Annotated in this window: 12 protein-coding genes; 4 read left to right on the top strand and 8 right to left on the bottom strand. The window is 63.9% G+C overall.

The window, feature by feature from the left end:
- Positions 1-48: 48 nt before the first annotated feature.
- The 3 genes from rpoZ to AC788_RS09265 all read right to left on the bottom strand — a co-directional run bounded on the left by rpoZ (position 49) and on the right by AC788_RS09265 (position 1906).
- The gene (rpoZ, locus tag AC788_RS09275; protein WP_043192179.1) at positions 49-312 is read right to left on the bottom strand and encodes a DNA-directed RNA polymerase subunit omega; all 264 of its coding nucleotides are present in this window, start codon (positions 310-312) and stop codon (positions 49-51) included.
- 97 nt (positions 313-409) lie between these two features.
- Positions 410-1030 carry a guanylate kinase gene (gene gmk, locus AC788_RS09270; RefSeq protein ID WP_049860369.1) on the bottom strand — a complete coding sequence of 207 codons (621 nt, stop codon included), beginning with the start codon at positions 1028-1030 and terminating at the stop codon, positions 410-412.
- A 12-nt stretch (positions 1031-1042) separates the two neighbouring features.
- On the bottom strand, positions 1043-1906 hold the full coding sequence (locus AC788_RS09265) for a YicC/YloC family endoribonuclease (protein WP_049860368.1): 864 nt from the start codon (positions 1904-1906) through the stop codon (positions 1043-1045).
- Positions 1907-2071: 165 nt separating this feature from the next.
- Here AC788_RS09265 and rph point away from each other — a divergent pair, with 165 nt between their 5' ends.
- Positions 2072-2794 carry a ribonuclease PH gene (gene rph / locus AC788_RS09260; protein WP_049860367.1) on the top strand — a complete coding sequence of 241 codons (723 nt, stop codon included), beginning with the start codon at positions 2072-2074 and terminating at the stop codon, positions 2792-2794.
- A 354-nt stretch (positions 2795-3148) separates the two neighbouring features.
- On the opposite strand, the gene AC788_RS09255 is transcribed toward rph, so the two are convergent.
- The gene (locus AC788_RS09255; protein ID WP_043192186.1) at positions 3149-3928 is read right to left on the bottom strand and encodes an exodeoxyribonuclease III; all 780 of its coding nucleotides are present in this window, start codon (positions 3926-3928) and stop codon (positions 3149-3151) included.
- Between the two features lie 82 nt (positions 3929-4010).
- On the opposite strand from AC788_RS09255, the gene pyrE reads away from it, so the two are divergent.
- Together pyrE and AC788_RS09245 are read left to right on the top strand one after the other, a co-directional pair.
- Positions 4011-4652, top strand: coding sequence for an orotate phosphoribosyltransferase (pyrE, locus tag AC788_RS09250; RefSeq protein ID WP_049860366.1), 642 nt, complete (start codon positions 4011-4013; stop codon positions 4650-4652).
- 79 nt (positions 4653-4731) lie between these two features.
- The gene (locus AC788_RS09245) at positions 4732-5256 is read left to right on the top strand and encodes a DUF4124 domain-containing protein (protein ID WP_442965539.1); all 525 of its coding nucleotides are present in this window, start codon (positions 4732-4734) and stop codon (positions 5254-5256) included.
- A 49-nt stretch (positions 5257-5305) separates the two neighbouring features.
- Here AC788_RS09245 and argB read toward each other — a convergent pair whose 3' ends face one another.
- The 4 genes from argB to coaBC form a co-directional block, all read right to left on the bottom strand.
- Positions 5306-6211: an acetylglutamate kinase gene (gene argB, locus AC788_RS09240; RefSeq protein ID WP_049860364.1), complete on the bottom strand. Its 906-nt coding sequence runs from the start codon at positions 6209-6211 to the stop codon at positions 5306-5308.
- 24 nt (positions 6212-6235) lie between these two features.
- The gene (locus AC788_RS09235) at positions 6236-7615 is read right to left on the bottom strand and encodes a phosphomannomutase/phosphoglucomutase (RefSeq protein WP_236690499.1); all 1380 of its coding nucleotides are present in this window, start codon (positions 7613-7615) and stop codon (positions 6236-6238) included.
- 1209 nt (positions 7616-8824) lie between these two features.
- A complete protein-coding gene (dut, locus tag AC788_RS09230) occupies positions 8825-9280 on the bottom strand; it encodes a dUTP diphosphatase (RefSeq protein WP_049860362.1) in 456 nt (151 codons plus the stop codon).
- A gap of 8 nt (positions 9281-9288) precedes the next feature.
- Positions 9289-10497, bottom strand: coding sequence for a bifunctional phosphopantothenoylcysteine decarboxylase/phosphopantothenate--cysteine ligase CoaBC (gene coaBC / locus AC788_RS09225; protein WP_049860361.1), 1209 nt, complete (start codon positions 10495-10497; stop codon positions 9289-9291).
- 133 nt (positions 10498-10630) lie between these two features.
- Between coaBC and radC the strand changes: the two genes are divergently transcribed.
- Positions 10631-11305 (top strand): RadC family protein, encoded by a 675-nt coding sequence (radC, locus tag AC788_RS09220; protein WP_049860360.1) that lies wholly within the window; start codon positions 10631-10633, stop codon positions 11303-11305.
- The last annotated feature ends 1 nt before the right edge of the window (position 11306 follow it).

Below are 11306 nucleotides of genomic sequence, written 5' to 3'. Positions count from 1 at the left end.
CGATGTGGGATAGAACCTCGCGCCGTACAGCGTCGACCAGGCATGGACTTAGACGGCCTCGTTGGCCTCGTCTTCGAACGCTGCGAAGAGGGGTTCGTCTTCAACGATTTCAGCTTCAGCGATAGCAGCATAGTCGATCAGGCCTTCGGCGATTTCACGCAGGGCTACCACGGTAGGCTTGTCATTTTCCCACGCCACTTTCGGCTCTTTGCCGCCGGTCGCCAGCTGGCGAGCGCGTTTGGTGGAGAGCATGACCAGCTCGAAACGGTTATCCACGTGTTCTAGGCAGTCTTCAACGGTTACGCGGGCCATGGTCTTCCTCGTAGCAAATGCGATTATGCGCGCAGCCCGGATGGGCGAGCGGACTCGATAGTTTAAAAAATCACCAGCGTTTAGGGAAGCTTTGTTTTCAGGCGAGCAGTTCGGCCAGCAAAGCGCCGTGCTTTTGCTGCTGTGCCTGCTGCTGCAGGCGGTTGGCGCGAAACACCGCTTTGAGGTCTTCCAGGGCCGAGGCAAAGTCGTCGTTGATGATCAGGTAGTCGTATTCGACATAGTGGCTCATCTCGCTGACCGCTTCGCGCATGCGCGTCTCGATGATCTCGTCGCTGTCGGTACCGCGGTTGGTCAGACGCTGGCGCAGCGCCAGTTGCGACGGCGGCAGGATGAAGATCGAGCGTGCCGAGGGCATCAGCCGACGCACTTGCTCGGCACCCTGCCAATCGATTTCCAGAATCAGGTCGTGACCTTCGTCGAGGGTCTGCTGCAGGTGGCTCTGGGACGTGCCATAGAGGTTGCCGAACACTTCGGCCTGCTCCAGGAAGTCGCCGTGGCCGATCATGTCGATGAAGGTTTCGCGGTCGACGAAATGATAGTTCACGCCACAGACCTCGCCCGGACGCATGGCGCGGGTGGTGTGCGAGACCGAGACGCGAATGGATGGCTGGGCGTCGATCAGGGCCTTGACCAGGCTGGTCTTGCCCGCGCCCGAGGGAGCCGAAACGATGTAAAGGGTGCCGGTGCTGTGGGTCATGAAAGGGTGGCCTTACTCAATGTTCTGCACTTGTTCACGCATCTGCTCGATCAACACCTTGAGGTTGACGGCAGCCTGCGTACTGCGTGGGTCGAAGGCTTTGGAGCCCAGGGTGTTGGCTTCGCGGTTGAGTTCCTGCATGAGGAAATCCAGGCGTCGGCCGGCGGCGCCGCCGGCCTTGAGCACGCGCCGCACTTCGGTGACGTGGGTGGTCAGGCGATCAAGTTCTTCGGCCACGTCGCTTTTCTGTGCCAGCAGGACCATTTCCTGCTCCAGTCGCTGCGGGTCGAGCTCGGCCTGCAAGTCGGCGCAGCGGTCGAGGATCTTCTGCCGTTGCGCGCTGAGCATCTGCGGCACCAGGCTGCGCAAGGTGGCGACCTCGCTGCTCATGGCATCGAGCCGGTCATTGATCAGCCGGGCCAGTTCGGCGCCTTCGCGTACGCGGCCGGCCTTGAGCTCGGCCAATGCCTGTGCGAACAACTCGTTGGCCGCCGTGCTCAGGGCCTGGGGATCGCTGGCGTCGGCCACCAGCACGCCGGGCCAGGCCAGCACTTCCAGCGGGTTGAGCGCGGCAGGCTGCTTGATCAGGGCGGCAACGGTCTCGGCGGCGGCTATCAATTGCGTGGCGCGTTCGCGATCGACCTGCAAGGGCTGGCCGCTGGTGTCCTCGGTGTAGCGCAGGGTGCATTCGACCTTGCCGCGCGACAGGCCCTGGCGCAGAGCTTCGCGCACCGAACCTTCGAGGTCGCGCAGGGCCTCGGGCAGGCGCAGATGCGGTTCCAGATAGCGATGGTTGACCGAGCGCAGCTCCCAGCTCAGGGTGCCTTGGGCCGCGGCTCGTTCGCAACGCGCGAAGGCGGTCATGCTGTGCACCATGGGGGAGAAACCTCGCAGACGATGGACGATGAATCGAGGCGCGGGATTGTAGCGCAACCTGGCGCCGGCTCCCAATGCTGGCGCGATCTGCGGGGGCGGGACGGGCAATTCATGGTCGGACGCCCTATAATGCCCGCCAGATTTGAGTCCAGTACAGGTATCCCGATGAAACGTCCAAGTGGTCGCGCCGCCGATCAGCTCCGCTCGATCCGCATCACTCGCAACTACACCAAGCACGCCGAAGGGTCTGTCTTGGTAGAGTTCGGCGACACCAAGGTGATCTGCACCGTCAGCGTCGAAAACGGCGTGCCGCGCTTCCTCAAGGGGCAGGGCCAGGGTTGGTTGACCGCCGAATACGGCATGCTGCCGCGCGCCACCGGCGACCGTAACCAGCGTGAAGCCAGCCGTGGCAAGCAAGGCGGCCGTACTCTGGAAATCCAGCGCCTGATCGGCCGCTCGCTGCGTGCGGCGCTGGACATGAGCAAGCTGGGCGACATCACGCTGTACGTCGACTGCGATGTCATCCAGGCCGACGGTGGCACGCGGACCGCGTCCATCACCGGTGCCATGGTGGCGTTGGTCGATGCCTTGAAGATGGTCAAGAAGCGCGGCGGCCTGAAGGGCGGCGATCCGCTCAAGCAGATGATTGCTGCCGTGTCGGTGGGCATGTACCAGGGCGAACCGGTCCTGGACCTCGACTATCTGGAAGACTCCGCTGCCGAGACCGACCTCAACGTGGTGATGACCAGCACCGGTGGCTTCATCGAAGTGCAGGGCACCGCCGAAGGCGCGCCGTTCCAGCCGGCCGACCTCAACGCCATGCTGGCACTGGCCCAGCAGGGCATGGAAGAGATCTTCGCCCTGCAGAAAGCTGCCCTGGCCGAGTGACGCAAGCCTCCGCGAATGCGAATTCCCTGTAAGGCTGGCTTTCAGTAGGACTGGCTTTGTGTGGGAGCGGGCTCTGCCCGCGAATGCAGACACTGCGGTGCATCAGACCAACCGCAGGGGCCTGCATTCGCGGGCAGAGGGCTCGCCGCCCGCCCCGCTCCCACAGGGGATTGCGGTGCTTTTGTAGCAGCGGCGCGAGCCGCGTCGGCGTTGCATGCGGTCTGTCTGATTCACCGCAGCGCGGCCTTCGCGGGCAGAGGGCTCGCCGCCCGCCCCGCTCCCACAGTGTCCAAGCTCTGCAAGAAGCCCACAAAAAAGCCGACCTCGCAAGGTCGGCTTTTTTGTGCCTGGCGATCAGATCGTCAGGGTCCAGTCGTAGTCCACGATGAGTGGCGCGTGCTGGGAAAAGCGGGGCTGGCGCGGCAGGCGCGCGCTGCGCACGAAGCGTCGCAGGCCTGGGGTCAGCAGCTGGTAGTCGAAGCGCCAGCCCAGGTTGAGCATCTCGGCCTGTTCGTTGTCGGGCCACCAGCTGTACTGGTCGCCTTCGCGACTGACTTCGCGCAACGCATCGACGTAACCCATGTTGCCGACGATTTCGTCCATCCAGGCCCGCTCGGGCGCCAGGAAGCCGGGCGACTGCTGACTGTCGCGCCAGTTCTTGATGTCGAGTTTCTGCTGTGCAACATACAGCGAACCACAGTAGATGTATTCGCGACGCTTGCGCCGTTGCTTGTCCAGGTACTTGCCGAAGTCGTCCATGAGCTTGAACTTCTGGTTCAAGTCTTCATCGCCGTTCATGCCCGAAGGCAGCAGCAAGGTGGCAATACTGAGTTTATCGAAATCTGCCTGCAGATAACGCCCGTAGCGGTCGGCTGTCTCGAAGCCCAGCCCACTGATGACCGCCTTGGGTTGCAACCGCGAGTACAGCGCCACACCGCCCTGGGCTGGAACTTCTGCATCGCACGCATAAAGGAAGTAGCCGTCCAGTTGGAAGGCGGCGTCATCCAGTTCAAAGGCGGAAGCACGGGTGTCCTGCAAGCAGATGACGTCGGCATTCTGGGCCTGCAGCCAACTGAGCAACCCGCGCTCGACTGCCGCCTGAATACCATTGACGTTCACACTGATGATCCGCATACATGGCCCCAAAAATCTTGTGCGTGTATGATACCCGAGCTCTACCTAATTAGCTAAATCCGTGGTATCCGGGACTTTTTCGATGCAGGCCTATCAGCGCGACTTCATTCGTTTTGCAATTGATCGAGGCGTTCTGCGTTTCGGCGAATTCACCCTGAAATCAGGGCGTACCAGTCCCTATTTCTTCAATGCCGGCCTGTTCAACACCGGTGCCGCGCTGGCCGAACTGGCGCGCTATTATGCCGCAGCCATCGTCGACAGCGGCATCGCTTTCGACGTCCTGTTCGGGCCCGCCTACAAGGGTATTCCCCTGGCCGCTGCCACTTCGGTGCAACTGGCCGAAAGGCATCAGCTGGACGTGCCCTGGTGCTTCAATCGCAAGGAAGCCAAGGCGCATGGCGAAGGTGGCAGCCTGGTCGGTTCGCCCCTGGCCGGCAACGTGCTGATCATCGACGACGTGATCACTGCCGGTACGGCCATCCGTGAAGTCATGCAGATCATCCAGCAGCAGAACGCGACCGCGGCAGGGGTAATGATTGCCCTCAATCGCCAGGAGCGTGGCAATGGCGAGCTGTCGGCCATTCAGGAAGTGGAACGTGACTTCGGCGTGCCCGTGGTCAGCATCGTTTCGCTGAATCAAGTGCTGGAATTCCTCGCCGACGACGCGCAGCTCAAGCAGCATCTGCCGGCGGTCGAAGCCTATCGTGCGCAGTACGGTATCTAGTCACGTGCGATGGCGGGCGGTGGTGGTCGCAGCGTTCGGCCTGCTCCCGGTCTTGGCCGTGGCCGCGCAGGCACCGGTCATGCTGCTCTATCGCTATGTCGATAGCCGCGGCGTGACGGTGCTGGATCGCCAGGGCGTACCGCCGGAGTACGTGGGCAAGGGTTATCAGGTACTCAACCAGAGCGGTCGGGTGGTACAGACCGTGCCGCCTGCGCCGACGGCCGAAGAAATACGCCTCAAGCAACAAGCCCAAGTGCAGTCGCAAGCCGATGCGCAGTTGCTCGACCGCTATCCATCGCTGGAAGAGCTGGACAAGGCCAGTGCTCGTCGCAGGGCTGAGATCGATGCCCTGATTGCCGTGGCCACGGCGAACGTGCAGACCTTGCAGGGTCAGCAGACCACGCTGCAGGGGCAGGCGGCGGCGCAGGAGCGGGCGGGTCAGGAAGTGTCGACATCGATGCTCGACCAGTTGCGTGACGTGCAGGCTCAGATCATCGACGCCCAAGCGCGAATCGCCAAACTGCAGCAGACACGCAGCGAAGCGGACGCCGGGTTCGCCCAGCAGCGAACCCGGTTGGTCAAGCTTCTCGAATCCCCGCTGTAACCGCGTCGGCGGTCGTCGCGGTGCTTTTGATGCACCGCGCGCGGTCAGGTCAACCGATCTTCTTGTTGCTGATCAGGGTGCCGACGCCGCTGTCGGTGAAGATTTCCAAGAGCACGGCATTGGGGACGCGGCCGTCGATGATGTGCGAAGTGGTCACGCCACCCTGGACCGCTTCCAGCGCGCAACGGATCTTGGGCAGCATGCCGCCGTAGATGGTGCCGTCGGCGATCAGGCCGGATACCTGCTCGGTGGTCAGGCCGGTCAGCACGTTGCCTTCCTTGTCCATCAAGCCCGCAATGTTGGTCAGCAGCATCAGCTTCTCGGCCTTGAGCGCCTCGGCCACCTTGCCCGCCACCAGGTCGGCGTTGATGTTGTAGGACTCGCCATCCGGACCCACGCCGATGGGCGCGATCACCGGGATGAAGTCACCATTGACCAGCATGTTCAACAGATCGGTATTGACCCCGCTGACTTCCCCGACGTGACCGATGTCGATGATCTCCGGCTTGGTCATTTCAGGGGTCTGACGGGTCACCGTCAGCTTGCGTGCGCGGATCAGCTCGGCGTCCTTGCCGGTCAGGCCGATGGCGCTGCCGCCGTGGCGATTGATCAGGTTGACGATGTCCTTGTTCACCTGGCCACCGAGCACCATCTCCACGACGTCCATGGTCTGGGCGTCAGTGACGCGCATGCCGTCGACGAAATGGCTCTCGATGGACAGGCGCTTGAGCAGGTCGCCGATCTGCGGCCCGCCGCCGTGCACTACCACCGGGTTGATGCCGACAGCCTTCATCAGCACGATATCGCGGGCGAAACCGGTCTTGAGCTCCTCGCTCTCCATCGCGTTGCCGCCGTACTTGATCACCAGGGTCTTGCCGACGAAGCGGCGGATATAGGGCAGCGCTTCGGACAATACCTTGGCGACGTTGGTGGCGGCATCACGTTCGAGGGTCATGCGGGGCTCCAGTGAAACAAGTGGTCAGAACGGTAGGTGCAGATCGGGTGCGACTTTCAACAACTGGGTACGGAAGACGCCCTGGATTCGTTCGAGTTCCTCGGCGTCTTCTGCCTCGAAACGCGTCACCAGCACGGGGGTGGTGTTGGAGGCGCGGACCAGGCCCCAGCCTCTAGGGTAGTCCACGCGCACGCCGTCGATGAGGGTGAGCTGGGCATCCCCCCACTGAGCGCCGTGGTGCAGGGCGTCGATGATGCCGAATTTGCTGTCTTCGGTCACTGCAATGTTCAGCTCGGGCGTCGACACGTCGTCGGCGAATGCGGCGAAGACGTCTTCGGCGCTGAGGTGTTCGCGGCTGAGGATTTCCAGCAGTCGCGCAGCGCTGTAGATGCCGTCGTCGAAGCCGAACCAGCGTTCCTTGAAGAAGATGTGCCCGCTCATTTCCCCGGCCACCAGCGCGCCGGTGCGCTTCATTTCTTTCTTGATCAGGGAATGCCCGGTCTTCCACATCACCGGGCGGCCGCCGTGTTCCTTGATCAGCGGGCCCAGGCGACGCGTGCATTTGACGTCGTAGATCACGTCGGCGCCGGGGTTGCGCGACAGCACGTCGCGCGCGAACAGCATCAGCAGGCGATCGGGATGGATGATGCGGCCGGTGTTGGTGACCACGCCCACACGGTCCGCGTCGCCATCGAAGGCCAGGCCCAGGTCGGCGCCCGTTTCGCTGACCTTGGCGATCAACGCCTGCAGGTTGGCGGCCTTGCTCGGGTCCGGATGATGATGGGGGAAATGCCCGTCGACCTCGCAGAACAACGGGATGACTTCGCATCCCAGAGTCTCTATCAGCTGCGGCGCTACCACGGCACCGGCGCCGTTGCCGCAGTCGACCACGACTTTGAGTCGGCGGGTGAGAACGATGTCATCGCGGATCTGCGCCACATAGCGCTCCAGGATCTCGACCTTCTCGACGCTGCCCTGGCCTTGGCTGAGGTCGTTGTGCAGCAGGCGCTGGTGCAGGGCCAGGATCTGTTCGTTGGCCAGCGTGTCGCCGGCGATCACCACCTTGAAGCCGTTGTAGTCCGGCGGGTTGTGGCTGCCGGTCAGCATCACACCGGAGCGGCCGCTGAGCACGTGGTTGGCATAGTACAGCGCAGGTGTCGGCACCAGGCCCACGTCGCTGACGTGACAACCGGCGCCGACCAGACCCTGGATCAATGGCTGCACCAGCTCGGGGCCGGACAGGCGCCCGTCGCGGCCGACGTTGACGTTGGCCTCGCCCATGGCCAGGCTTTGCGCGCCGACGGCACGGCCCACCCAATAGGCGGTGTCGGCATTCAAGGTGCTGCCGACGATGCCGCGAATGTCATAGGCGCGAAAGATGCCGTGGGGCAGCGCCGGCGGCATGTCGCTCGCTTCGACGACAGGGTCGGTGGCGTCGAGCTCGAGCATGTCGATGTCCTGGAAGATCGGATTGGTCCAGTCGTCCACGACCGGCACGGGCGCAGGCGCGGCCGTGCTGCTGTCGGCCGGACGCGCGGCGCCCTCGCGCAGGGACAGGCGCGCCAGGCCCTGTGCGAGGCCGTTGAGGGGCGCCAGGCTCAGGCCGAACGCCTTGACCGCCTTGCCGCCGGACAACTCCTCGAGCAACTGCTCGAGCTGCCGCGCGTCGGCCTCGATGCGTGCATACAGTTGGCGTTGTGCCAGACGTACCGCCAGCGCGGCGCAGCCGATGGCGATCGCCGCGGCAAGCATCATCAGACCCAGTGCACTCCAGGCAAACGGTGGCTGGAACAGCGGCCCAGGACTGAATTCCAGGCGCCAGTTGGGGTTGGCGGTCGGATACGGATAGCGCATGGCCGACGCATTGCTGCCTTGCTCGACCAGCACCTGTGGCGGGCTGCCCAGCACGCTCTGCTGCAGGCGCAGTTGGCCGAATTCGGCGTCGGGCAGTGCCAGGGCCTGAGTCAGGGGCTGCATCTCGAAGGCCAGTACCAGCGTACCCAGCACTGGGGATGTCGAGCTTTGCTGGACGGTGGCGACGTTGTAGATCCACCAGCGCCCGTTGACCTTGTAGGCCTCGGGCGCAGTGGCAGTACCGCGTTCGGCGCGGCTGATCATGTCCAGTACGGCAAAATTGATCGGCGCAGCACCCTGCTGATCGACTTTGGTCTGCCCCGGCAGATTCAGGCGCACGCCCTGCAGGCCATCGATCAAGGGCACGGCGCCAACGGCTTGAGCGATGAGCGAAGAGTCCTGGCTCGCCAGCGCAGCCGTCAGTGCCGGTGAGTGAGCCAAGGTAGCCGTTACGCCGGCTTGGCGCGCGATCACGGTGTCCAGACCTGCGGTGAAAGGCGCGGCGGCGGTCGCCTCGGCGTTCTGGAAGGCACGGCCGGTGAGCGGCGCGACGACCAGAAACCAGATCAGCAGCAAGGCGACGAGCACGCCGACGACGGCGATCAGCAGTGCCTGGTTACCGGCGGTGGTCCGCGCGTTCGAAGCCTGGCCGTGCTCGGCCGTCTTGGCATTGCGAGGAAATCCTTTCACCTGTCATCTCCGCATTGAACGCTTTGAGGCGGACGGGCATCGCCACGGCCGCTGGGTCTGCATGGCCGTTTACTGCGTGCCGGAGTGACCGAAACCGCCGGTCCCGCGCTGGCTTTCGTCGAAGCTTTCGACCAGTTCGAAGTGAGCCTGCACCACAGGAACCAGCACCAGTTGAGCGATGCGCTCGCCCACCGTCAGGGTGAACTCGCTGTCGCCACGGTTCCAGCACGAGACCATCAGTTCGCCCTGGTAATCGGAGTCGATCAGGCCGACCAGGTTGCCGAGCACGATACCGTGCTTGTGGCCCAGGCCCGAGCGCGGCAGGATCATCGCTGCCAGGCCCGGATCACCGATATAGATCGAAAGGCCGGTAGGGATCAGCAGGGTCTGTCCAGGTGCCAGCAGGGTGTCTTGCTGCAGCATGGCGCGCAGGTCCAGGCCTGCGGAACCGGGTGTGGCGTAGTGAGGCAGTGGAAAGTCCTGACCCAGACGTGGGTCAAGGATCTTGGCTTGTAGGGCGTGCATGGATGTCGTTAAACCTGATCGAGGCGCTTGGCGATGAAGGAAACCAGCTGGCGGGCGATCTTGCCCTTGCTGGTCTGGGCGAAAGCAGTGGTCTGCAACTGGCGGTCGATCACGCTGCAGGCATTTTCTTCACTGTTGAAACCGATGCTGGGGTTGGCGACGTCGTTGGCCACGATCAAGTCCAGGTTCTTGTCCTTGAGCTTGCGCGCGGCGTAGTCGAGCAGGTGCTCGGTCTCGGCCGCGAAGCCGACGCTGAATGGGCGATCGGCGCGACCGGCGATGGTTGCCAGGATGTCCGGATTGCGCACCATCTGCAACAGCAGGCCGTCACCACTGCTGGGGTCTTTCTTGAGCTTCTGCGCAGCCACCACTTCGGGACGATAGTCGGCCACGGCGGCGGACGCGATGAACACGTCGCAGGGCATGCCAGCCTCGCAGGCGGCGAGCATGTCGCGCGCGCTGACCACGTCGATGCGGGTGACGCGGTCGGGCGTGGGCAAGTGCACCGGGCCGCAGATCAAGGTAACGCGGGCGCCGGCCTCGACGGCCGCTTCGGCCAGGGCAAAGCCCATCTTGCCGGAGCTGTGGTTGGTGATGTAGCGCACCGGGTCGATGTTTTCCTGGGTCGGCCCGGCAGTGATCAACACGTGCTTGCCGGTCAGTGCCAGATGCTCGAAACATTCGGCCGCGCACAGCGCCAGTTCGGTGGCTTCAAGCATGCGGCCCAGGCCGATGTCGCCGCAGGCCTGGCTGCCAGCGGCCGGGCCGAAGACCTTGAGGCCGCGGCTGCGCAGCAGGTGCAGGTTGTCCTGTGTGGCCGGGTCGCGCCACATGGCCTGGTTCATGGCCGGGGCGATGGCCACGGTGGCGTCGGTGGCCAGTACCAGGGTGGTCAGCAGGTCGTTGGCCAGGCCCTGGGCCAGGCGTGCCATCAGGTCGGCGGTGGCCGGGGCGATGAGGACCAGGTCGGCCCATTTGGCCAGATCGATGTGGCCCATGGCAGCTTCGGCCGCCGGGTCGAGCAGGTCCAGATGCACCGGGTGGCCGGACAGCGCCTGCAGGGTCAGAGGCGTGATGAACTCGCTGCCGCCCTTGGTCATTACCACGCGCACTTCGGCGCCCTGCTCCAGAAGCCTACGTACCAGCTCGGCGCTCTTGTAGGCGGCAATGCCGCCGCCGACGCCCAGAATGATGCGTTTTCGATACAGCCGCTGCATAGGCCTGCCTTTATATCTGGTAATAACACCACGGAGAAACCGCCTTCCGGGGCCGGGTCGCCGTGCAAAAAGTTGCGCTAAGATAGCACAGCGCTCGCTATGGAACAGCGAGGCACACAGACAGGGAGTGGGGATGAGTATTCGCGATTGGCCCGAGGCCGAGCGTCCGCGAGAGCGCCTGCTGGCGCATGGTCCGGGCAGTCTTTCCGATGGCGAGTTGTTGGCGATATTCCTGCGCACCGGCGTGGCTGGACACAGCGCCGTGGACGTTGCACGCAACCTGCTGATCCGCTTCGGCGGTCTGCGCGCCTTGCTCGAAGCCGACCAGAAAACCTTCAGCCAGCACTTCGGCATGGGCCCTGCCAAGTACGCCCAGTTGCAGGCCTCCATCGAGATGAACCGCCGCTACATGGCCGAGCGGCTGAACCGTGGGCCGGCCATGGAAGATCCATCGTCGGTGCGCCATTACCTCAAGGCCAAGCTGCGCCATGAGCGCCAGGAAGTGTTCGGCTGCCTGTTTCTGGACACCAAGCATCAGCCGCTGGGTTTCGAAGTACTGTTTCGCGGCACCATCGACAGCGCGGCGGTGTATCCGCGTGAAGTGGTCAAGCGGGCCATCGCCACAAATGCGGCAGCGCTGATCCTGGCGCACAATCACCCTTCCGGAAACCCGACCCCGAGCCAGGCCGATCGCTCGCTGACCCAGCGCCTCAAGGAGTCGTTGGCGCTGGTGGATGTGCGGGTGCTCGACCACATCATCATCGGCGAAGGCGAGCCGTTGTCGATGGTCGAGCATGGGTGGATGTAAG

The sequence above is a fragment of the Pseudomonas sp. RIT-PI-a genome (assembly GCF_001187875.1).
Taxonomy (GTDB): domain Bacteria; phylum Pseudomonadota; class Gammaproteobacteria; order Pseudomonadales; family Pseudomonadaceae; genus Aquipseudomonas; species Aquipseudomonas coleopterorum.
This window is presented reverse-complemented; position numbering and strand designations above follow the sequence as displayed.

Bases quoted from the DNA above. Each gene is read 5' to 3' on its own strand.
- rpoZ (WP_043192179.1), bottom strand. From the start codon at position 312: ATGGCCCGCGTAACCGTTGAAGACTGCCTAGAACACGTGGATAACCGT.
- gmk (WP_049860369.1), bottom strand. From the start codon at position 1,030: ATGACCCACAGCACCGGCACCCTTTACATCGTTTCGGCTCCCTCGGGC.
- AC788_RS09265 (WP_049860368.1), bottom strand. From the start codon at position 1,906: ATGGTGCACAGCATGACCGCCTTCGCGCGTTGCGAACGAGCCGCGGCC.
- rph (WP_049860367.1), top strand. From the start codon at position 2,072: ATGAAACGTCCAAGTGGTCGCGCCGCCGATCAGCTCCGCTCGATCCGC.
- AC788_RS09255 (WP_043192186.1), bottom strand. From the start codon at position 3,928: ATGCGGATCATCAGTGTGAACGTCAATGGTATTCAGGCGGCAGTCGAG.
- pyrE (WP_049860366.1), top strand. From the start codon at position 4,011: ATGCAGGCCTATCAGCGCGACTTCATTCGTTTTGCAATTGATCGAGGC.
- AC788_RS09245 (WP_442965539.1), top strand. From the start codon at position 4,732: ATGCTGCTCTATCGCTATGTCGATAGCCGCGGCGTGACGGTGCTGGAT.
- argB (WP_049860364.1), bottom strand. From the start codon at position 6,211: ATGACCCTCGAACGTGATGCCGCCACCAACGTCGCCAAGGTATTGTCC.
- AC788_RS09235 (WP_236690499.1), bottom strand. From the start codon at position 7,615: ATGCCGCCGGCGCTGCCCCACGGCATCTTTCGCGCCTATGACATTCGC.
- dut (WP_049860362.1), bottom strand. From the start codon at position 9,280: ATGCACGCCCTACAAGCCAAGATCCTTGACCCACGTCTGGGTCAGGAC.
- coaBC (WP_049860361.1), bottom strand. From the start codon at position 10,497: ATGCAGCGGCTGTATCGAAAACGCATCATTCTGGGCGTCGGCGGCGGC.
- radC (WP_049860360.1), top strand. From the start codon at position 10,631: ATGAGTATTCGCGATTGGCCCGAGGCCGAGCGTCCGCGAGAGCGCCTG.